Origin of the sequence: Solibacillus sp. FSL K6-1126 (assembly GCF_038003445.1) — a bacterium.
In the GTDB taxonomy this organism is placed as follows: Bacteria; Bacillota; Bacilli; order Bacillales_A; family Planococcaceae; genus Solibacillus; species Solibacillus silvestris.
The window spans coordinates 2,420,121-2,443,511 of record NZ_JBBOPD010000001.1 but is presented as its reverse complement, the minus strand read 5'-3'; the positions used below and the strand labels follow the sequence as shown (position 1 = coordinate 2,443,511).

20 protein-coding genes and 2 pseudogenes are annotated in these 23,391 nt (G+C 35.6%); 20 read left to right on the top strand and 2 right to left on the bottom strand.

The window, feature by feature from the left end:
• Positions 1-42 precede the first annotated feature (42 nt).
• The 17 genes and pseudogenes from MHH44_RS11995 (at position 43) to MHH44_RS11915 (ending at position 18,934) form a co-directional block, all read left to right on the top strand.
• Entirely contained in the window at positions 43-1,338 is a 1,296-nt protein-coding gene (locus tag MHH44_RS11995; RefSeq protein ID WP_340798700.1) for an NCS2 family permease, read from the top strand.
• A gap of 247 nt (positions 1,339-1,585) precedes the next feature.
• Positions 1,586-2,146 (top strand): NUDIX hydrolase, encoded by a 561-nt coding sequence (locus MHH44_RS11990; RefSeq protein WP_340798699.1) that lies wholly within the window; start codon positions 1,586-1,588, stop codon positions 2,144-2,146.
• A gap of 27 nt (positions 2,147-2,173) precedes the next feature.
• Positions 2,174-2,647 (top strand): NUDIX domain-containing protein, encoded by a 474-nt coding sequence (locus MHH44_RS11985; protein WP_340798698.1) that lies wholly within the window; start codon positions 2,174-2,176, stop codon positions 2,645-2,647.
• Between the two features lie 69 nt (positions 2,648-2,716).
• Positions 2,717-3,139, top strand: a complete 423-nt coding sequence (locus tag MHH44_RS11980) for a DUF4279 domain-containing protein (protein ID WP_340799513.1) — start codon at positions 2,717-2,719, stop codon at positions 3,137-3,139.
• A 121-nt stretch (positions 3,140-3,260) separates the two neighbouring features.
• Positions 3,261-3,464 (top strand): zinc ribbon domain-containing protein, encoded by a 204-nt coding sequence (locus MHH44_RS11975; RefSeq protein WP_008403962.1) that lies wholly within the window; start codon positions 3,261-3,263, stop codon positions 3,462-3,464.
• A 212-nt stretch (positions 3,465-3,676) separates the two neighbouring features.
• A complete protein-coding gene (locus MHH44_RS11970) occupies positions 3,677-5,320 on the top strand; it encodes a glycerol-3-phosphate dehydrogenase/oxidase (protein WP_340798697.1) in 1,644 nt (547 codons plus the stop codon).
• Positions 5,321-5,433: 113 nt separating this feature from the next.
• Positions 5,434-6,000: a glycerol-3-phosphate responsive antiterminator gene (locus MHH44_RS11965; protein WP_014823621.1), complete on the top strand. Its 567-nt coding sequence runs from the start codon at positions 5,434-5,436 to the stop codon at positions 5,998-6,000.
• Between the two features lie 170 nt (positions 6,001-6,170).
• Positions 6,171-6,968 carry an MIP/aquaporin family protein gene (locus tag MHH44_RS11960; protein WP_008403959.1) on the top strand — a complete coding sequence of 266 codons (798 nt, stop codon included), beginning with the start codon at positions 6,171-6,173 and terminating at the stop codon, positions 6,966-6,968.
• Positions 6,969-6,980: 12 nt separating this feature from the next.
• Entirely contained in the window at positions 6,981-8,474 is a 1,494-nt protein-coding gene (glpK, locus tag MHH44_RS11955) for a glycerol kinase GlpK (RefSeq protein WP_340798696.1), read from the top strand.
• Between the two features lie 208 nt (positions 8,475-8,682).
• Positions 8,683-9,156, top strand: coding sequence for an IS200/IS605 family transposase (gene tnpA / locus MHH44_RS11950; protein ID WP_340798070.1), 474 nt, complete (start codon positions 8,683-8,685; stop codon positions 9,154-9,156).
• Between the two features lie 311 nt (positions 9,157-9,467).
• On the top strand, positions 9,468-10,064 hold the full coding sequence (locus MHH44_RS11945) for a CAP domain-containing protein (protein ID WP_340798695.1): 597 nt from the start codon (positions 9,468-9,470) through the stop codon (positions 10,062-10,064).
• A gap of 257 nt (positions 10,065-10,321) precedes the next feature.
• A pseudogene (locus MHH44_RS11940) lies at positions 10,322-11,047 on the top strand (DNA/RNA non-specific endonuclease); the annotation flags it as partial.
• A gap of 157 nt (positions 11,048-11,204) precedes the next feature.
• On the top strand, positions 11,205-12,503 hold the full coding sequence (locus MHH44_RS11935; protein ID WP_340798694.1) for a site-specific integrase: 1,299 nt from the start codon (positions 11,205-11,207) through the stop codon (positions 12,501-12,503).
• Positions 12,500-15,229 (top strand): hypothetical protein, encoded by a 2,730-nt coding sequence (locus tag MHH44_RS11930; RefSeq protein ID WP_340798693.1) that lies wholly within the window; start codon positions 12,500-12,502, stop codon positions 15,227-15,229. Before MHH44_RS11935 ends, MHH44_RS11930 begins: the two co-directional genes overlap by 4 nt.
• 14 nt (positions 15,230-15,243) lie before the next feature.
• Positions 15,244-16,959 (top strand): site-specific integrase, encoded by a 1,716-nt coding sequence (locus MHH44_RS11925; protein ID WP_340798692.1) that lies wholly within the window; start codon positions 15,244-15,246, stop codon positions 16,957-16,959.
• Positions 16,952-17,710, top strand: a complete 759-nt coding sequence (locus tag MHH44_RS11920; protein WP_340798691.1) for a hypothetical protein — start codon at positions 16,952-16,954, stop codon at positions 17,708-17,710. Before MHH44_RS11925 ends, MHH44_RS11920 begins: the two co-directional genes overlap by 8 nt.
• 270 nt (positions 17,711-17,980) lie before the next feature.
• Entirely contained in the window at positions 17,981-18,934 is a 954-nt protein-coding gene (locus tag MHH44_RS11915) for a calcium/sodium antiporter (protein ID WP_340798690.1), read from the top strand.
• A gap of 707 nt (positions 18,935-19,641) precedes the next feature.
• Here MHH44_RS11915 and MHH44_RS11910 read toward each other — a convergent pair.
• Together MHH44_RS11910 and MHH44_RS11905 are read right to left on the bottom strand one after the other, a co-directional pair.
• Positions 19,642-20,082 (bottom strand): hypothetical protein, encoded by a 441-nt coding sequence (locus MHH44_RS11910; RefSeq protein ID WP_340798689.1) that lies wholly within the window; start codon positions 20,080-20,082, stop codon positions 19,642-19,644.
• A 395-nt stretch (positions 20,083-20,477) separates the two neighbouring features.
• Entirely contained in the window at positions 20,478-21,245 is a 768-nt protein-coding gene (locus MHH44_RS11905; RefSeq protein WP_340798688.1) for a TerC family protein, read from the bottom strand.
• Between the two features lie 328 nt (positions 21,246-21,573).
• Here MHH44_RS11905 and MHH44_RS11900 point away from each other — a divergent pair, with 328 nt between their 5' ends.
• The 3 genes and pseudogenes from MHH44_RS11900 to MHH44_RS11890 all read left to right on the top strand — a co-directional run bounded on the left by MHH44_RS11900 (position 21,574) and on the right by MHH44_RS11890 (position 23,343).
• The gene (locus MHH44_RS11900) at positions 21,574-21,978 is read left to right on the top strand and encodes a hypothetical protein (RefSeq protein ID WP_340798687.1); all 405 of its coding nucleotides are present in this window, start codon (positions 21,574-21,576) and stop codon (positions 21,976-21,978) included.
• 397 nt (positions 21,979-22,375) lie between these two features.
• Positions 22,376-22,510: pseudogene (locus MHH44_RS11895) on the top strand (phosphatase PAP2 family protein); the annotation flags it as partial.
• 215 nt (positions 22,511-22,725) lie between these two features.
• Positions 22,726-23,343: a DedA family protein gene (locus MHH44_RS11890; protein WP_340798686.1), complete on the top strand. Its 618-nt coding sequence runs from the start codon at positions 22,726-22,728 to the stop codon at positions 23,341-23,343.
• Positions 23,344-23,391 lie beyond the last annotated feature (48 nt).

The following is a 23,391-nucleotide window of genomic DNA, read 5'->3' as shown; positions in this document are numbered from 1 at the left end:
ATAAATTAATTGCTAACATTACAGCAACTAGGAGATTACAACATGAAAAACTTTTTCAAATTTGCAGAACGGGGTACTTCGTATAAAACGGAAACACTTGCTGGGATTACGACCTTCTTATCAATTGCTTACATTTTGATCGTCAATCCCATTATCCTTAGTCAATCTGGCATGGATCATGGAGCTGTATTTACTGCAACTGCACTTACTGCAATTATCGGTACATTGCTAATGGGCATACTTGCGAACTTCCCGATCGCAATTGCACCGAGTATGGGATTAAACTCATTCTTTACTTTTACAGTTTGTATTGGAATGGGGATTGATTGGCAAGTTACTTTAACAGGTGTTTTTGTTGCCGGCATCATCTTTTTGATTTTAAGTTTATTTAAAATTCGCGAAAAAATTATTAACATTATTCCAAGTGATTTAAAGTTCGCGATTGCTTCAGGGATTGGATTTTTCATCACGTTTGTCGGATTAAAAAACGGTGGCATTATTGTTGGTAATCCAGATACATTTGTGGCGATTGGCGATTTAACTTCACCGATGACGTTATTAGCAATTCTAGGTATTTTCCTTACAATCATTATGTTAGTAAAAGGTATTAACGGCGGTATTTTCTACGCTATGGTCATTACAACAATTGTAGGTATGCTGTTTGGTAAAATTGAAGTACCATCTTCAATCGTTGGTAGTATTCCTAGCCTTGAACCAACATTTGGTGTTGTGTTTGGTCATTTAGATGAAATTTTTACAGCGGAAATCCTGACAGTTATTTTCACGTTCCTTATTGTCGCTTTCTTTGACACAGCAGGTGCATTAATTGGACTAACAAGCCAAGCAGGCATGATGAAAGACAATAAAATTCCGAATATCGGAAAAGGGTTACTTGCCGATTCAGCTGCCGGTGTAATTGGAGCTGTATTAGGTACATCAACACCTGCAACAAGCGTTGAGTCTTCTGCTGGTATTGCTGTTGGAGGAAAAACCGGCTTTACGTCAGTAGTTATTGCAGCATGTTTCGTCATTGCATTATTCTTCTCACCACTTGTTAGCGTTATTTCTGTGGAAGTAACATCCGCGGCATTAATTATTGTCGGTGCATTGATGGCTATGGAAATCCGTCGAATTAACTGGACAAAGTTAGAAATCGTTATTCCGGCATTTTTAACAATTATTATGATGCCACTAACTTCTAGTGTAGTTATTGGGATTGGGTTAGGCTTTGTACTTTATCCAATTTGCCTAATCGCACAAAAGCGTGCTAAAGAAGTGCATCCGATTATGTATGTGCTTTGCCTGTTATTCCTTTTATACTTTGCTTTTATCGTATAAAGTGCTCCATTTTCTATAAATAGTTAAATTAAATAAATTAGAAAAGACATAGGTTAGTTCAGGCTAACCTATGTCTTTTTACTCTATTGAAAAAGAAAGCTTTTCTTACGCAAATTTCACTTGTTTCTATACCTGTTTTTTCATTTTTAGACATTAAATATTAGTGCTAATAAACAAGTAACATTTGGATAATTATGTTAATCTTTAATTGTTGATTAAAATATGGCGAGAAAGGTTGGAGGTAATTATGGATAAATGGAAAACTATAAAATCAGAGTATATACATAAAAGTCCTTTCGGCAATATTCGAAAAGACGAATGCGAGCTTCCTAACGGTATTGTGATAGACGATTATTATGTAAACGAATATTCTGATTGGGTAAACGCCGTCGTTATAACTAAGGAAAACGAGATGGTCCTTGTTGAACAGTACCGTTATGCTGGCAATGAATTTTACCTTGAAGTCCCTGCTGGGAAAATAGAAGAAAATGAAACATACGAGGAAGCAATAATCCGGGAAGTAAGGGAAGAGACCGGTTTTATTTCAGAAAGCAAGCCTATTCTTTTGGGGGAATTCATGGTTAACCCGGCAACGCAAAATAACAAGGTAATTACTTTTCTCTTGCTAGATGCTTTTAAGGAATTTGAACAAGATTTAGACGATACTGAAATTCTTACTATTAAAATAATGGATTTTAATGAAATGACCAGTTTAATTAGGTCAAAGGAGATTAACACACAACTGTTTACAGCGCATGCTTACACAATGGCTAAAATGTACCTTATGGAAAAACAAGTGACTATCTAAATATATAGAAGAAAATGAGGTGGGGAAATGTCACATGTAAGAATAAGATGTACAGCATTAATCATCGAAAATAATTCGGTACTTTTAGTGGAGTATGATGATAATGGGATACATTACAATTTACCGGGTGGGGGACTTGAACCCGGGGAGACAATAATAGAGGGTGTCGCAAGAGAAGTGTTTGAAGAAACTACTGCAGATGTTGAAGTTGGACCGATAGCATTGATTTATGAGTTTCCCCCACATAAGCAATCCGGTGATTATGATGAGAATGCCAAACATGGACTACACGTTATTTTTGAATGTACTTTAAAGAATGGTTCGATCCCCAAATTACCCGAATATCCAGATCCTAATCAAACGGCGGTGAAATGGATTCCTATAGAAAAATTGGATTCAATCTTGCTGCTGCCTAATATAATACAGCAAATAAAGAACTATATTGATAATAGAAGAAATATTGAATTGATTGAGGATTATCAGTTGGAGAAGCTTTTTTAAAAGTAAAAGTAAGTCAATAAAAAAAGTCCTTTGAAATTTATAAGAGTATAAAATTGAGGTGTTTTATTTATAATAGAAGATTATTGTTCAGAAACGAGGGCATACTTCACTTTATTTGGAGAGGATTTCCCTTTGGAGGAATTCACTAGAGAAATAGGAATCATTCCAACAGAAGCTTACAGAAAAGGTGAGGAATGTATTCGAGGTAAAACAAAACATATAAGATTTGAAACTGCATGGGAGTATGGGCTAGATTATAAAATGACAAGCCATCCAGAGGAACAAATTCATACCATTATAAATACACTATATAACTCAATAGAGATTATTAAAAAGTATAAAGATAATTACAATTTGAAATGTAAATTAGTTACGGTTATTTGTTTTAATCGTCAGCAGACTCGTGAGCTTGTTATGAATAATAAAGTAATTGAATTTGCCAATCAAGTAAATGGAGAATTTGAATTCGATATTTATCATGACCACGATTAGAAAGGCGTTTAAAGGATAGCGTGGATTCCATTTATTGTGCTGAATCGTAATTACTGAAACTTTTTCAACTCGATTCCGTATAAAAGTATAACTAATCGTTTATTTGGAGAGGGGAACATATATGTCTGAAAAAGGCTGTATAAAATGTGGAAGTAAGGATGCAAGCAAGAAAGAAGTGGCGATGACTGGTACAGGGTTATCCAAAATGTTTGATGTTCAGCACAATCAGTTTATAGTCGTTTACTGCAATAACTGTGGATATTCAGAGTTCTATAATAAAAAATCATCTTCAGCCTCAAATATTTTTGATCTGTTTTTTGGTTAATAAGAATAAATGTAGTTTTATTTTTAGACTTACCGAATTCGAAATCAGAACTAATGATGTAAATGTCTTGCATTTTTTCTTGTGTGGCGTTAAGATAAGGTCAAGTTAATAGACCGGTTTGAGTTAAAGAGAGACCTTAAAGAACGCACAAAGCGATATTTGTGTGATGCTTTAAGGTCTCTCTTTTTTGTCTACATTAAGGAGGAATCATTATGTCAACAGCATCAGCTTTACAACGATCAGTCATCATGAATGATTTACAGAGCAAAGAATATGACGTTTTAGTTATCGGAGGCGGTATTACAGGTGTGGGAATCGCACTTGATGCCATTACACGCGGTTTATCCGTGGCATTAGTTGAAATGCAGGATTTTGCGGCAGGTACGTCAAGTCGCTCAACAAAATTAGTGCATGGCGGTTTACGCTATTTAAAACAATTTGAAATTAAAGAAGTAGCCGAATTGGGAAAAGAACGGGCAATCGTTTATGAAAATGGACCGCATGTAACGACACCGGTATGGATGTTATTACCGTTCCATAAAGGTGGTACATTCGGTAAATTTTCTACATCTATTGGGTTACGTGTATACGATTTCTTGGCGGGTGTTAAAAAATCAGAGCGCCGCTACATGCTAACGAGTGCGCAAACATTAGAAAAAGAACCTTTAGTGAAGCAAGCCGATTTATTAGGGGGCGGGGTTTACGTTGAATACCGTACTGATGATGCACGTTTAACAATTGAAGTGGCAAAATCTGCGATTGAAAAAGGTGCCGTTTTAGCAAACTATACAAAAGCTTCAGGTTTTTTATATAATGATGCGAAAAAAATTATCGGCATTGAAGCGACAGATTTACTCTCTAATGAGACAATTCAAATTCATGCGAAAAAAGTCGTGAACGCAGCAGGTCCATGGGTGGATGATGTACGTAGCATTGAAGGGAAAACAAGCGGTAAACACTTAATTTTATCAAAAGGTGTGCATATCGTATTTGATCAATCGAAGTTCCCGTTAAAGCAGGCAGTTTATTTTGATACACCAGATGGCCGCATGGTTTTTGCGATTCCGCGTAACGGTAAAACGTATGTTGGTACGACAGATACGTTTTATGAAGGTGATCCTCGTAATATGGATATTGAACAATCCGATCGTGATTACATTATGAACGCTATTCACTATATGTTCCCTAATGTAAAAGTAACGGATACAGATATTGAATCAAGTTGGGCTGGTGTACGTCCCTTAATTCATGAAGAAGGGAAAGGACCGTCTGAAATTTCCCGCCACGATGAAGTGTGGGAATCCGCTTCAGGCCTAGTTACAATAGCGGGTGGTAAATTAACAGGCTACCGTAAGATGGCGGAAGCTGTTGTAGATAAAATTGCAGCTAGCTTAAATACAGAATTTGGTGTAGCAAGCAAGCCATGTATAACAAAAGACATCCCGATTTCTGGTGGTGAGGTAGGCGGGTCGAAGCATATCCAAACGTTTATTTCGAAAAAGATCGAGTCAGGTGTAAAAGCTGGCTTAACGCATGAAGAAGCGGATTATTTAGCCCAGCATTACGGTTCGAATGTTGAAAAAGTATTTAGCTATGTGGCTAACGCAAACGATACGATGCCAAAAGCATTATTTGCACAGCTGCAATATGGCATTGAGCATGAACTTGTGACGACGCCTGTCGATTTCTTTGTGCGCCGTACTGGTAATATGTTCTTTAATATCGCATCGGTATTGGCACATAAAGAGGCAGTCATTACCCATATGGCTCAACAATTGAATTGGACGGATGCCCAATTATCGGAGTTTACAGAACTGTTAAACATTGAAATTAAGCGTGCAACAACCGCAAAATAATGTAAAATAATATTGTGATATAATTTCGGCTCATCGAATGCGTGGGAGATTTGAATTAACGCAGCCGATGAGCCATATTAATATAAACAGATTTCTAATTATAGGAGGATGTTATGCCGTTTAATGACCAAAAAATCATACCTGCTGCCCGAACAATTAAACAGTTTGATAAAGTAGTAAAAAGTGAATTTGAATATATCGTATTGCTTGAAGTGCATTTGAGTCATTTGCGTGCACTTAAACAAGAGGCCGAACGTCATGGGAAAAAATTAATTATTCATGCGGATTTAATTCACGGCTTGAAGACGGATAATTTTGCCGCGGATTACTTGTGTAACGATATACGTCCAGCAGGCATAATTTCTACACGCTCCAATATGATTTTAAAAGCGAAATCTCGCGGTATTTTAGCGATTCAACGTGTCTTTTTAATCGATACAATTGCGCTGGAAAAAAGCTATTCGCTTCTTGAGCAAACGGCGCCGGACTTTATTGAATTACTCCCAGGTGTTATCCCGGAAATGATTAAGGAAGTATATACTCATACAGGCATCCCTGTTATTACAGGGGGCTTAATTCGGACGGATGATCAAATTAAGCAGGCATTTGATGCAGGTGCGATTGCCATTACTACATCCAATAAAGAATTGTGGAAACGTTTCCAAAAAGTTGTTGACTAATGAATAATTTCAAACTATTATGATTACTAAGTCAATAAATACGTGGTTGAGTGAAGGAGTCCGCATGTAGCTTTGTTTTACGTGATAACGTAAAACAATTGTTACTTGCGGACTTTTTTTCTTCTAAGTATTTTATGATCGGAATATACATGAGCTAAGGAGGTTATGGAATGTCAACATTTACAGCCGAGTTAGTCGGCACGATGCTTCTAATATTATTCGGTGGAGGCGTTGTAGCGGGAGTTTCATTGCACAAATCAAAAGGTCAAGGTGGCGGTTGGGTCGTTATCACATTTGCATGGGGCTTTGCCGTAGCGATGGCAGCTTATGCAGTAGGAGGTATTAGCGGAGCGCACTTAAATCCGGCATTAACAATCGCTCTCGCAACAATTGGCAACTTTGCATGGGCAGATGTACCATTGTTTATCGTTGCACAACTTCTCGGAGCGTTTTTAGGGGCTGTGTTAGTGTACTTTGTTTATTTACCGCACTGGAAAGGCACAAAAGACAAAGGCGCAAAACTTGGCGTATTCTCTACAACACCGGCAGTAAAGCATATTCCTTCCAACATGATTGCCGAAATGGTCGGCACATTTGCATTAGTGCTGGGGATTTTAGCGTTAGGGACAAATGAAATAACAGCAGGATTAAATCCATTTTTAGTTGGTATTTTAATTGTTGTAATTGGTATGGCATTGGGTGGTCCAACTGGTTATGCGATTAACCCTGCCCGTGACTTAGGTCCACGTATTGCACACGCGATTTTACCGATTCCAGGTAAAGGAGATTCAGCTTGGTGGTATGCATGGGTACCTGTAGTTGCCCCAATTATCGGCGGTGTATACGGTGCAGTATTCTTTAGCTTCATCTGGAATGGGGCAGATGCAACATTATTCTGGATTTTCAGTGTAGTGGTAGCGGCGATTTTCGTAGCTGCACAAATGACAGTATCAACAGTAGAAGAGTAGGGGGATTTGAGGATGACAGAAAAATTTATGATGGCGCTAGACCAAGGTACAACAAGTTCTCGTGCAATTTTATTTGATAAAAATGGCACGGTATTTCATACAGCACAGCAGGAGTTCCCGCAATATTTCCCGGAATCAGGTTGGGTTGAGCATAACCCGGAACAAATTTGGTCTTCTGTGCTTTCATGTATCGCGGCTGTGTTATCGGAGAAAAATATACTCGCAAGTCAAATTGCAGGGATTGGTATTACAAACCAGCGCGAAACGACGGTTGTATGGGATAAACATACAGGTCATCCGATTTACAATGCAATTGTCTGGCAATCGCGACAAACAGCTGAAATTTGTGAAGATTTAAAAGCGCGAGGCTTAAATGATATGTTCCGAGATAAAACAGGCTTGCTTATTGATGCGTACTTCTCGGGTACAAAGGTGAAATGGATTTTAGACAATGTAGAAGGCGCTCGCGAAAAAGCGGAAAATGGGGATCTTTTATTCGGTACAATCGATACTTGGATCATTTGGAAATTAACGAACGGTAAAGTGCACGTAACAGATTATTCAAACGCATCCCGAACATTAATGTTCAATATTTACGATTTGAAGTGGGATGAAGAGCTTCTTGATATTTTAACAGTTCCAGCTTCGATGCTTCCAGAAGTGCGTTCTTCTTCAGAAGTTTACGGTCATACAGATGCGGATAATCTTTTCGGTCAAGAAATTCCAATCGCAGGTATCGCGGGCGACCAACAAGCAGCATTATTCGGGCAAGCTTGCTTTGAGCAAGGAATGGTGAAAAATACATATGGCACTGGTTGCTTTATGTTAATGAACACAGGTGAAAAGGCAGTAAAATCTGATCATGGTTTATTAACGACAATTGCATGGGGACTAGACGGCAAAGTAACGTATGCCCTCGAGGGAAGTATTTTCGTAGCCGGCTCTGCTATCCAGTGGCTTCGTGATGGCTTACGTATGTTCCGTAAAGCTGAGGAAAGTGAAGCATATGCAGCTCGTGTAACATCTTCAGAAGGTGTGTATGTTGTGCCGGCATTCGTTGGATTAGGTACTCCTTACTGGGATTCAGATGTGCGCGGTGCAGTATTTGGCTTAACACGTGGTACGGAAAAAGAGCATTTCGTACGGGCAACTCTTGAGTCACTGGCCTATCAAACACGCGATGTATTAGGTGCAATGGAAGCGGATTCAGGAATTCCGTTAAGCACATTACGTGTAGACGGCGGAGCAGTGAAAAATAATTTCTTAATGCAATTCCAGTCAGATCTTTTAAATGTGCCAGTAGATCGCCCGGTTGTAAATGAAACAACAGCATTAGGTGCTGCTTATTTGGCAGGTTTAGCAGTAGGATATTGGGAGACATTAAATGACATCTCTCACTACTGGAATTTAGACCACAAATTCGAACCTGAGATGGACGAAAAAGAGCGCGAAGCTTTATATACAGGCTGGGGCAAAGCGGTAAAGGCGGCACAGGCGTTTAAATAATAAAATTAGTTTCTTGATAAAAAAGAGACCAACAGAAAAACTGTAAGAAAAGCGATTAAGCTTTCTTACAGTTTTTTATTATGGAAACGAAAACCCCCTGCTATGCGGGGGGTTCTAAAGAGCTTTTAGCTATGGACAAAAAAAATACTCCAGTCGTACAATAAAATCAGGTCTGGTCAACCGATTACGTACGAAAGGAGCTCCAATAATGGATAATAAAAGTTTAGCACATACAACATGGAATTGTAAGTATCACATCGTGTTTGCGCCAAAATACAGAAGAAGAATGATCTATGGAAAAATAAAAGCGGATATTGGTAAAATATTACGTCAACTGTGTGAAAGAAAAGGCGTAGAAATCATTGAAGCCACGGCGTGTCCTGATCATATACATATGTTAGTAAGTATTCCGCCGAAACTTAGTGTATCTGCGTTTGTTGGGTATCTCAAAGGGAAAAGTAGCCTAATGATATTCGATCGACATGCAAATTTGAAATATAAATATGGAAACAGGAAATTCTGGTGTCGAGGATATTATGTAGACACAGTAGGACGAAACAGAAAAGTAATTCAGGAATATATAAAAAATCAATTGCAGGAAGATCTCCTGGAGGATCAAATGACGATGAAAGAATTCATTGACCCATTCACAGGTGAAGAAATAAATCGAAGAAAAAAATAAGTACACCGCTTTAGCGGTAGTCGGAAACGTAGTGCGGTTGGCAGACCTTTCAGAGCGTCTTTAGACGTGGGCCAGTAACCCAGCGTTTCACGCGCAGAGAAAACCACCAGTTCAACTGGTGGTTTTTATTTGAATCATCACTATAACCACTAAATAAATGAAGGTTTAGATTCTTTGTCTTTTAACAAACGATTGTTACAATTGTAATGTTTGTTATCCTTTTGCAAAAGAAGCGCCATTCATTCCCTAATGATTTTACAGTCCCTCTCTAGTAAGCTTGTAATAGACAACTAGAAAGGAATGATTCAAAAATGTTGAAAAAAAGTATCGTGTTGTTGTTTAGTATGATGCTATTTGCTCTACCAGCTACTGCATCTGCAGCTACATATACAGTAAAAAGTGGGGACACGCTTTGGAAGATTGCCTCTAAAAATCAAATCGGCCTAAGCGAATTAATTTCTTTAAACCCTACATTAAAAAATCCGGATATGATCTATGTCGGAGAAAAAATTAATATTTCTGAAAATGAACAGCAAGCAGTAGAAGAGCAAGTAGTTAGCCTAGTAAATAAGGAACGCGTGCAACAAGGATTAGCACCATTAAAAATTGATTGGGAATTAGCACGTGTTGCAAAATATAAGTCACAAGATATGCATGACAAAAATTATTTCAGCCATACAAGCCCAACTTACGGCTCACCATTTGATATGATGAAACAATTCGGTATCAGCTATAAAGCAGCAGGTGAAAATATTGCAAAAGGTCAAAAATCCGCTGCGCAAGTAATGGATGGATGGATGAATAGTTCAGGCCACCGAGCAAACATTATGGATTCGAAATTTACGCATATTGGTGTAGGATACGTTAAAGATGGTAATTACTGGACACAAATGTTTATAAAAAAATAACGTCATAAAAGGCAGTTCAAATTTTTGCATAAAGTAAAAATTTGAATTGCCTTTTTTATATCTACTTATTTTGGTATAGCGATATATGAATCGTTTGTTAATAATAAACTTCTCAGCCATCAACAAGTGAAAACGATGATCATTATTATTGTAATATATTTTACTGTTATCGAAAGGTTAACAATGTTAAACTATGTTGGCATCATTCCAGATTATTAGAATGAACAATACGAACGATTATAGGAGAGTCCTAAAGAATGAAAAAGAAAGTAAACGTATTAATCTTATTATTAATGACCATCTTTATGGTTGGTTGTACTGATGAAGAAAAAGTGTCCATTACTGATGGAGATATAAAAACACAAGAGGTAACAACCGATAATACAACTGAAAACAGTGAACGTGAAAAAAATACTCCGGTTGTTGATGAATCCCTAGTAGAGGAAACACCAACTCAATCAAATAATGATCAGTTTTCAGGATATAAACTTATTGAAGTGGATGGCGGTAATTTGTCTGGGTATCGTGAGTCTAACGTGGTAGTTAACATTGGTTTTGGTGACCGTGAATATTGGGCATTTACGAATGAATACGGGCAATTAGTACGTGTCATTGCGGACAAAATCATACTACAAGATGACGAAAATGAACCTGTATTATCGTCTGGTAGGTACTATGCTGATGAGGCAAAGGTTCCTGGTGTCGAAAGTTCCGTTTTAGATGAAGGACATATTATTGCCGATTCTCTCGGCGGGGTATCGAACGCTTACAACATTACCCCGCAAAATAGTACGCTTAACCGACATGGTGATCAAGCATATATGGAAGACGCGATCCGTAAAGCTGACGGAGCCATTATGTTTGAAGCGATCATCACATATCCTAATACAAAAACGCAGATTCCTTCAAATTATCAGTATACCTATACTTTGTACACCACAACTTGGGAGGTAAATGATTCTTTCCCTAATAAATCTCCAAACCCTTGATATAATAACTATATCAAGGGTTTTATATTTATCTCATTTAATATAAAATTGAGATAAATATAATAATGGTGATAAAGGAATTATTTTACTCACTTAATGGAGGACAAAGCATCGGGAGAAATAATTATACGAAAAGAAGGTGTAAAAATTAATGAGCTTAGAAAAATATAGATTTGTAGCAAAAGAAGTCCTCATAGAAGATTTACTAGGCAACAACAAGTTGGAAGAAAAAAGAGTGGTTGTTATTGGGGTTGAGGATAAAGTCACTGGTATTATAGTTCCCCACCCTATTACACATTTTATTAGACAAAAATATCAATTCAAAGGTAAAAGCTTGAGTGGTCAAATGAATCCAGCTAGAGAAATAGTAAAATTCTTAAATTTTATCTACGAACAAATAATCCTCGGAAAACCTGAATTTGAAATGTTACGAGAGAAAGGACTTAAAGGATTACAACTCATTCACGGTTCCCGTTATATTACCCACTTATCAGAAAAAAAGATGGCATACAAATATGTTAAATATCAAATAGAAAAATATCTTATACGTTTCTATGAATACTTAACAGATATGGAATTAATTGAACGAGAAATTGAATTTGATACATATGTAAATAGAAATGGAGAGGAAGTAATTATAACCCCTTTTGATCATCCGAGTTTTGATACAAAATATCCTTCTACTGATAATCCAGTCAGAAACAAACTTAAAGATTTTGGTAACGAACCTGAAGAGAAAGACAAGTTAATTTGGGAATTCATAGAAGAGGCTCGGAGAGTATCTCCTGACATTGCTTTTGGAATTGCTCTTCAAATTTTTGGAGGATTACGAAGAGGAGAGGTTGTGAACCTAACTCCGGCAAATATTCCAACAGACTTTTTAAGTGGTTCTAATTATATTGCTGTTCTTGATAACCAATACCGTTTATTTAATCATCTCAAAGATACAAAAAAGGAACAAGTAAAAAGACCACGGCTCCAACCTGTATTACCAAGCGTCTACTTAAAAGAATTATACGATGATCATATGTTAATGAATTCGAAGGTTAAAAAAATAAATCCGTACGCTTTCTTCGTTGATGAAAAAGGAAGGACTATTTCCGGAGGAACTTACGAAAGGAAATTTGCAAAAGTCAAGTATACCTATATAGACAGATTAGCAGCAACTCCTGGCCGTTATTCACACTTTAAAATGCTTGCAGATTCTACCTGGGGTACTCATATTGGAAGAGGAATTTTTACTAACTATTTATTTAGTATGGACCTTAATGAAAAACAACTAGCCATTATCAGAGGAGATAAAAGCACTCAATCATCAAAAGACTATATTGATTACAGGAATGCGATATCCAATTTTGAAACGGCAATGGAGGTTTTCTCGACTCAAGAAACGTTGGATGTAGGGAATTATTTGTCTGAAAAATGGAATCCGGGGGTTTTTACGAAGTGACATTAATGATTAAGATAGGATTGGCCTTTAAGCATCTAGAAGAATACAAGAACCTTCCCTATACAGACCAGAAGGCAAGATTAGCAGCAAGGCATAGAATTACGGGTAAAATAAAAAGTTTGATTAATCTTAGATTAATAAATGGGGATGCTAATGCTAACGAAGTTGATATTGAATCGCTAAAAGAATATATAGCATATGAATCTAATATCATAGAAAATTATATGTCCCATAGAGAATTTGCGGCTGTACTAGGGATTAAAATTACAGATGATAGTATGAGAGGCCTTAGAAAAAGTATGAATAAGTTAGGAAGCAACTCTCCTTTTGAATGTATTGAATTGGGCTTCCCGATTAATCGTCAAACCCATTTTATTAGTAAATCATCAGTAGAGAGATTCTTCAAAGACTATATCCCAGTAGAAGAATTGAAAAGTAGGTATGCAGTATATCATAGGAGGTTTCAACAATTCAGCATTCATCCTTTATTCTTAGCAAAAAACAAGCAATTTATCACCAAGAGTGAATTTGAAACACTTGTTAATGATTGTGCATCAAGAACAGTTATCGACGACCGAGAATTAAAATTGCTTTCGGGTGAAGAGGACTTAGGTATTAAACGGTCTGATTATTATACCATAGAAGAGAGCAAACAAATATTATCAATAAAAAGCCAACGCCATTTTCCTTTGATTGTAAAAGATTATAATCTTGACTTTAAAGTTACAAGAAATCGTAGGAAATACTTCAAAAAGGAAGATATTGATAGATTAAAAACTCTCCAAAGTCAATTAAGAGAAAAATATATTTCTACTAAAGAAGCTGAGGAAATTGCAACTACTAATGGTTTGGTTTTTCAATCGAGATTTATTAAATGTGAACCAATAGCTAATTTGCTCCGCCCTATTTTTGATGGGGATAGAGGGAATGTTGTTATGGTCCCAAAAGAAGCTTTCAATAACTGGTTGGAAAAACCAAAAAAATCAGTTCATCTTGTAGTAGAAATGGAATCAAATTTTGAAACGTTTAAATATCGATTGGGCATCAAGGAAATAGACATTAATAAATTAGGGCCATTTACAACTCAAACTTGGTTGCAATACGTTGCAAGTAAATTAAATAGAACTAAGGCTAACAGAAAGACTCAAGAAAACTATATCAATCAGTTGGTTTATTCTACAGTAGATTTGATTAATCTAGTAAGTTCGAAAAAGAAACAAGAAATTTATTCGGTGTCTTCAAATGATGTTAATACTCTATTTAATGAAATTGCTGTTTTTCACTCTAGGATAATCTATTCCTATTTAAAAGAAGTGTATTATCAATTGAAAAGCGAAAAAATAGAATCCTTTAATTTCAATTATATTAATAATCCCTACAAGTTTGATCAAGAGTCCCGAGATAAATCAATATACGAGTATGAAGAGTATAAAAATATATATAACTACACAAAAGATATCTCTTTACATAAAGAAAGGACTATAAAAGATACTTTGCAGGAGATTAATATGGGGGGAAAACCAAAATATTTGGCATCAAGTTGGTTATATGTTCTTTTGCATTTGAATAATGCCTGGAGGCATTCAGATGTCGTTACATTTCCACGAGTGAATTTAAGTGGCACTCAAATTACTGATTTATACTGGATGCTTGAAAATGAGCTGAGTGATGAAGATGCTGATTATATAGTAAAACAAGTGTATCGAACAGAATTCATCATCTCTAAAACTCAGGTTAAAAATTATTTCTTCTGTTCTGAAGAATTGAAAAAACCCTTTGCTACAGCAATTGCCATATGTGAGCTAAGAATCAATGGACTTTTTCCTCTGAATAAATCGCTTATTAATTTTGGTAATAAGGATGAAGATTTTTCGAAGACTCGACGTAAATGGTTTTTTAAATTATATGAAGATGAAGAATTTCATTTTTCATCAAGAAAGATGAACAGATCCTTGCTGTCTTATATTTATGTGATATTGAGTAAAATCAAAAAAGGTTCTGCAGGATTGAAAGCTATCCAGAAAATGAGAGGTCACTTAAAACAAGAAACGACTAATATCTATGTGGATATTCCGGAAAAGGAGCTGAATTTCCTTACTAGGCAATTATTTGCTCGAGGTTCATTTGGCTTTATATACGATACATTTCTGGATGTTTTGCAAGGGGTTGAAATTGACAGAGAAAAAAGAACTACCGAAATTCAATTCTTAACAAACTATTTTGGCGATATCTATAAAATTGAAGAAATTGCAGGTTTTTTAAATGTCATTCAGAGTGATAGAAAATCAATCTTAGACCGTATTCTTTCAATGGGCTTAGAAGAAGCTTTGGAATTTGTGAATAAAATTGAAACTCATCAATTACCGAGCAAACAAGATAACGTTCAATGTATGGTTGCGGAAAGTGGCTGTGTAAAAAAAGGACAAGGTATTTCTTGTTTTGACTGTGCTTTTGCTATCCCGAACTATTATGCCCTCTCAGCCCTTGGAACAAGTCTTCAGGATAGGTTGAACAGCTATATAGACACTCAAAAGCCAGACACGAAAGAACCATACTATGAACAGAGAAAAAAGGCGAGATTATTTTATATACAATTAGACTTGTTTGCCCAAGCAATTCAAAGGTTTGGATTTGATGCATATGAGTTTATATCTGATTCTCGTGAAGAATTTATAATGCATCTTGACGAGATAGGCTCTTTAAGAGAGCAATATCAGCTAACTTAGGAGGGTTAATTAGTATGTTGGTAGAGAACTTGAGAGAATATATAGATTTAGATGCATTGTCGGAAGAAAAATTTTCGATTGATTTAAGTGTTAAAAGAGCGAAGGAAATCCTTGAAATTTTTCGAGAAGAAGATGAAATCTTTAGTGGTTTTTTTGAAGATGATATATGGACTTTTGAGAGGCATTTATACAAAGGACAAAGGCATTATTTAGATTTTTCTACAATAAATAATGCGGTTAGATTTCGTAATGATTGGGATTCCACATCTGTTGTTATTATTAAATGTTGGGCTGCTGAACTTTTGAGAGAGTATCATACGTCCTTAGTGCAAAAGAGATTATCGCTGCTAATTAAGGTTATCAAACAAACCGATTTTTTTAGTGCAAATAAGGTAAATGATTTTGCTGAATACTTACGGAACTTCACTCCAGCAGTTAAAAATTATTCTGAACCGATGGAGCCGAAAAAGAATCGGTATAGGATAGACACTGTTAGAGATATGGTAATCACAACTTTAAACTTTTTGACTTTTGCCGAATTGGATTCCTTTGACACTTACCATAAACCTTTGATGGATATTAAGAAAGGAGTGCCGAGTGGCGTATTCGTAAGAGAGCTACCTAAAGGTAAGGACGTTTTTAAATTCGATTATTGTATTAATCGATACTTTGAAAGAGGTTTCAGTTCTCCTTCCAGACTGTTTTTCTCCCCTCTTTTATTATGGTGGAAGATAACAACTATAATCCCAATACGTATAAGCGAGTTTTGTACGATTAAAAGAGAGTGTATTTCGCAGAATAACGGAAGTTATTATATTACTCTCCCCCGTGAGAAAAAACCTGCTAGTCAACGGAGAGTACAAGTGGTTGATACATTGGAAATTACTAAAGAGATATATGATATGATCGATAAATATATCCGACTTACAAACCCATATGGGAATAGTAAAACACTGGTTTCCTATAAAACACTCATAGCAGTCGATAAAAGAGTGACCAATAGAACTTATCAGAAAATAGATTACGAATATTTTAATCGTAATAATTTTGACTCATTATTAAAACGTTTTTACAAAGATATTGTCTATGGAGAATACAAAAAGTCGGTAGAACGAGAGATAAGGCCCAACGATACTAGACATTTTGCATTTTGTGCTTTATTGATGCAAGGGATATCCCCAATTGAAATAGCTAGATTAGGTGGACACTCAACAATTGAAGCTCAGTATCATTATTCAAACCATACTGAATATTTTATTGATATCGAAGTGGATAAGCTAATCAAAAGTTTTAAAAGAAAAGATAAAGAGCTAAAAGGAACCACTTTTGAAGGTAATGAGGTTTCGTATAAGGATATCGAAAAAAGAAGCTATCAATTTCCCTCTAATAATACGAGATTACCAATGAAGATTGGTTTTTGCACTGATGAATTGCAGCGATGTGAAAGTGAAGAATGTATGTTATGCAAACATTGGTGGATTCACCCTGAAAAGTTAGTGGAAGTAAAACCGTTAATTGAAGCAAAGATTCGTGAAAGAAAACAAAAAATAGTCGAGATAGGAAACTTTTTGAAAAACTTAAACGAGAGTTTCACCACAGAAATGTTAAAACAAAACGAAGTACATCCCAATGCCTTTACTAAAATGGGTACCGAGGCTATATCTATTCAGGAGCATTTGGAAGAAATAGCTCGTTTGGAAATGTTGAAGGGAGTTGATGTAGATGAGTAAGGAGAAAAAAAGAAGAGGAAGACCGGCAACGATTTATGACGAGCCGGAACTTTATGCAATCATAAATCATTATAGAGAAAATGTTAAGCCCCACGGGGATATTGAATATGTAAAGTTGTACCGATATCATTTAGAACTACATAAAGAGCGTCCAGACATTTGTAGCAGAACTTATTCAGAAGACTTTTGGAGAAAGAAAGAACAGCCCGGACGAAAGGCTATTGATACGGCCAATGAAATTAGAACCGTAACTCTAGTGGATGGAAACAATAATAAAAAGGACATTCCGAATGTGGTAGATGTAGTTAACAAGTATTTAAAGAATCCAGAAATGTTAATAAAACATTTACAGCCTCTTGAAAATGAAGTAAGAAGAAGTGTCCAAAAAGAAAGAGAATTAAAACAGAAAAATTCCGAGTTGAAACAACAATTAGAGCAAGAAAAAGCAAAGCGAATAGATTTAAACGATAAAGTTAAAGAGTATCAGACTCTTCTTTTAAAATTGTTTTGTTATAGTGATAAAGAAGGAACACCCTTAGAAAACCTACTTGATCTGAATAATAAAAACAAACGGATTAAAAGAGCTTTAGATGAGGTGTTTGATACTCCTCAAGATTTTTATATGGAACTTACAAGCTTCCAACAACAAACAACTAATGATGAAATTAATAATGATAATATCGTATTTTTAACCGATGGTAAAAATAAAAAGGAAAGAACTTTAGCAGATGATTTTCAGGGAAGGTTTTAAATTGAAGCTTTCTAAAATATAGAAGATAAATGCAGTTTTATTATTCCACAATCGGGCCATTATATGTAGTATGATTCCGTATTCAATGTTAACAGGCATAGGACTTTACTTGGAGTGGTGGGTATAAGCCAACCAACATAATTGAATTAGTGTGCGTCCTTCTAGAAGTAGTTTTACGTTATCTTTTTTAATTCCGTAATAATGGGGTATGTATTTATGGTAATTAGAAAAAATAGAAAAAACGCTGAATGAGATAGGGAGAATAAACTAATGGCTTATATTTTATTAATTGTAGGCTTTGTATTGTTGGTAAAAGGAGCTGACCTCTTTGTTGACGGATCTTCCAATATTGCTAAACTGCTCCGGGTTCCGACTATTTTAATTGGGTTAACTATTGTGGCCTTTGGAACAAGTTCACCGGAAGCAACTGTCAGTATTATTGCAGCACTGGAAGGAAGTGCAGATGTTTCACTGGGTAACGTAGTTGGAAGCAATATTTTTAACATTACCCTTGTTGTAGGTGTGGCAGCTTTTTTATATCCTTTGAGAGTTGAAAGGGAGACCATTAGAAAAGAAATGCCATTTACATTACTCGCAAGTGTGGCATTGCTAATTCTTATGAGTGATATTGCATTGCAAGGATCAAATAGCAACCTGCTTACACGCAGTGATGGATTCATCTTTATATTGTTCTTATCCATCTTTATGTACTATGTAATTGAGATTGGACTAAAAAGCCGGGAAGATACAGCAGACGAACCAGTTCCTGAGGACCTCAGATGGGGAAAAAATATATTGATTACAATATTAGGATTGGCTGCAATTATATTTGGAGGGAATCTGGTAGTAGATAACGGTACAGAAATTGCTTACTCTCTTGGTATGAGTGAAACATTGGTGGGGTTAACGATTATTGCAATTGGAACATCCCTTCCTGAACTCGTCACTTCCATCTCTGCTGCACTGAAAAAAGAAAGTGAAATCGCGCTTGGAAATATTGTCGGGAGTAATATTTTTAACATCTTATTTGTACTTGGTGCCTCGGCTTCTATTTCCCCATTAGCAGCAAATGATAAAATATTTATTGATGTCATTCTTATGATTGTACTGACTATTGTGTTATTGGTTTTCTCAAGAACCAGCTTCATGGTCGGAAAGTGGGAAGGCTTAGTGCTTATCGCCACCTACATTATTTACTTAGCGTATATTATATTACGGAATTAATGGAATTTCCGTTCTATCTTTATAGGCAGAGACCTGGAATGTGCAAGATTGTTGGTTTACTGGAAAAATATGGATATATTAAAAACTACGTATAAGGGCTGAGATAGGAAAAACAGTTGGAAAGGCATTAAATAGATCATTGGAAGAAAATATTATATTAAACAAACAGGCACGTTGTCTTAAGAGCCTTGATTTGATTATTAATACAACGGGCGGGGTTTTAATCCCCCCCGACCTAATAAGCACTGAATATTAACTAAAGTTTAAATTGTCGAACGATGTCGAATAGACTTAAAAGCAGTAAGAGGGAACAGGAAAAGTTTATTCATTTATTAGAAGAAGTAGCCGAACTTCGTATAAAGAATTAGTAGAATAGTTTATTCAGCAATCGGGCCATATTGTGGAGCAACATTTTTTTCTTGGGGAGTGTTAGAAAATATGCAGAATTAACGATAAAAGAATGGCTATAAAAGTTTTTATGCAAATTGAAGATTATACCCAGCTGTATAAAATCCTTAATATCAAGGGTTTCAGCTGCCTGTATAAAATATCGTATAAATAATATGATACAAAAAGGTCGAGAACGCTGTAAAATTAACGTTTTCGACTTTTGCAACCTGCCCAAACTTTGATTTAGGACCGTTATTAGGTTTAGTTATGTGTACGTTATAAATACTTGTTACTAAAATACTCATGAAAGAAAAGACTTATTTAACTTCAATTACAAAGACATAACCCGAACTTCCCTTTTCCCAATTTGCAGAAACACTATAAATATAAACACCCTTTTCTTTTGGCACTACTAATACATTGTCATTTAATGGGGCATTTTCCGTTTCACCGTTACTAAGCCATAAAGATGCAGTCAACGTATTTTCTAGAGGTTTACGATTAAAATCTATTTTTAATTCAGCTTCAGGTGATACAATAACAGGTTTAAGTTCGTGATGTTTAATAATATCTGGTGGCGAAATCATATCAACACATTGTGCGTTAATAAGCCCACGCCAACAATAAGAACCTTGTGCCACTTTTACAGTATTATTTTCAATAGTTATGGTTGGTTTAGGTGGTTTAAGGTTAGATCCAAAATAAATCCCACCTACTAACACAACTACAGCTAATAAAGAAATTAATATCTTTTTCATACATTTCCCCCCTTGTAAACATAGACGTGTAGAATTCCCCTAATGTTACACATATCGCTTTGGGATGTTATTGTAAGCTGATCATAACCTTATAATGGCATTCATTATTCCACAGGCGCTTTTCTGAATTAGAAAAGTGCTTTATTCAATTATAGGGCCATATTGTGGAGCAACATTTTTTCTTGGGGGAGTGATGCAGATTTATTGCTTGTTGTACAAAAGTATATCTAAGGAGTGAATCAAATATAATTAGCACTTATTAATTTAAATAAATAAGAGCCCGTTACTAAATAGTAGCGGGCTCTTTTTGTCAACTTGCAACGTTTTCTTATGTCGAGTGAATCTTTGGTATCTTTTAGGACAAATTCAAAGTATTTTATAATTTGTGCATTAATTTATTGTTTAGGTGATTTTATTGTACTATTTTTAGATAAAAACCAACCTGCTAGTGCAATTGCAATTAACACGCCATAGAAAATTAGCTTCCATTCAAGGGAATGGGCAAACCCATAAGAAATGACACCAACGTCAGGGTGACTTAAAGTTAATACGGCAAGTTTAACACCAACCCATCCAACGATTACAAATGCTGCAATTTCCAGTCCTGGTTTGGATTCAAGGAGTTTCACGAAAAAGTTTGCTGCAAACCGCATGATAATTAATCCGATTAACCCGCCTGCAAATATTACAAGAAACTTACCGCCATCCATGCCACCAATCTGCGGTAAATCCGTATTAGGTAGCGTCATTGCAAGAGCTACTGCCGCTAAGATTGAATCAACAGCGAATGCAATATCCGCCAATTCGACCTTTATAACCGTACCCCAAAAACCAGATTTTTTCTGTTCTTTTTCCTTTTTTGGTCCTTTATTTTTAAAGTATAGTTTCCTTACAATATGATTGATTGCAATGAACAGTAAATAGAGAGCCCCAATAGCCTGAACCTGCCAGACGTCTACTAGGAAAGTGATGATAAATAATGAAGCAAAACGGAAAATGAAAGCACCTGCGAGACCATAAAATAGTGCCCGTCGTCTTTCCTTTTCAGGTAAATGTTTAACCATGATTGCTAAAACGAGGGCATTGTCTGCTGCAAGCAATCCTTCTAAGCCGATTAACAATAATAATACCCAACCATATTCCAATAATAAAGAGATATCCAATTACATTCCTCCCAGCTGCATTTAAGATTAATATTAAATAAGAATAATATTCTGATCTACGTCTAGTATACCCTTATTTAGTATAGTCCGTATCCATGAAAGTATAATTTTATATTTAATAAATTAAAGCCTTTTTCTGTAAAAGGTAGAGGGCATACCAACCGTAACAACTTCTTCAACAATCGGGCGCTTTCCTTGAATTAGGAAGGGGTCCTTTTCAGTTAAGGGCCATATTGTTGAGTAAAGTAATCACCTAGTCTTTTATAAAGTAGTTCAGGTTGGTATTATTGATTAATAGAAAAATCTAATACGTTTAGGAGATACCCATATGAAAATATCAAAAGTAATTATTCCTTTAGTAGTCACAACAGTTTTAGGATTTGTTGCAGCAAATAAAAAAAGTTTCGGAAGAAACTCAAAAATACTATCTGATAAAGAAAAATTCACTTCTGAATCAACCGTTAATAGATCTGAAAAAACATTTGGCGGACTCAAACAAGCTGCGATAGATGAGATAGTTTCTAATACAGCTAGAGCTGTGAAAGCCATGATTAATGGTGACAAATTGGACCTATGGTATACATCTGCTTCAGGTAAAAGTAAGTCTATTACAAGCTACACCCTGGACTCAACGGGGAAATTAATAGGTCAAATTGTAGAAGGTTATAGTAATGCTAATACACCACATATTTTTGCTGAGAATTTAAAAGAAGCAATGAAGCAAGCCAAGTAGTAATGATATTATAGAAGCACCTACAAGGCTCTTTAATCACATTTTTTACATGAATCGGAAGGGGGTTATAATTAGTACTGCTTTAAAGATTTATTTAACAAATAGAATCTATAGCAGCTATTTGTGAGATAGCTGAGTTTTATAATTTATTAGAGAAAATTTTTAGAATAAATTACTTACTTGTTATCCATTCGATAAAATACCTTATAAAATGCTGGTTTTTACTTATTCTACAATCGGACCATATTGTGGAATAAAATCACTTTATGCAATGTTACCAAACGACCATTTGGGGAAGTTAAGTTTGATGGCACTGTCAATATTGGACTTATGAATGATTTATTGTGAGTTTCTTTGTGTGAAAATTGGATGAGGGGGATTTTAGTGATTAACGAACTCTAGCATTTATCTGGGGGTACATTATCCGAGCGATATTATCGGAGGATACTTTGCTAGTGCAATATGGCTAACTGTTGCCATTTGGTTCTTCCAAATGTATAAAGAGAAACAATATGAAAAAAATTCTCTATAAGAACAAGTATTTTTGTTGATTTATTTATAAAAGGATAGCAAAGGAAGTTAAAGTGCATGATTCCAAATTTGTGGTTAAATATAAACTAGACATTAAAAATTTTGAATCATTGTACCAGTAAAGTTTTCTTCCTTATTTGGTACTTTAATAGTGGCTTTTAAGATTTTGCTTTTTACTACTACAAACTTAGATCTTACCAAAGTAAAGGAGAGTTTATGGAAAATTGGATTACAGAAATAATGAATAGTTATGGCTACATGGGGATATTTCTCTTAATTATGTTAGAAAATATATTTCCACCTATCCCATCAGAGGTCATACTAACTTTTGGCGGTTTTATGACCACAACAACAAATATGAGTGTTCTAGGTGTAGTTGTTGCCTCGACTGCAGGTTCAGTGGCAGGTGCTGTTGTACTATATGCTATTGGAATGTTAATTAATGTAAATCGACTCGAAAAAATTGTGGACAAATGGGGGCACCTTTTACGCCTTACCAGAAAAGATATTTATAAGGCACAGTCATGGTTTGATCGGTATGGAGTCTGGACTGTTTTCTTTTGTAGATTTATTCCCTTAATCAGAAGTTTAATATCCATCCCAGCAGGTATGGCACGTATGAATTTTTGGTTGTTTTTCCTTCTTACTACAGTGGGAACTATGATTTGGAATGTTGTCTTGACTAAAGTTGGTGCTGCAGTTGGCGCATCATGGCATGATATTGTCAATTATATGAACATATATTCGAACATCGCCTATGCAATCTTGGCCGTGCTGTTCATTATTTTAGTGGCGATTTATGTTAAAAGGAAAACAAAAAAGAACAGCAACTGATAGGGGTGATTGTACGTGGATACAGTAAATGTAATTGAACTTCATACT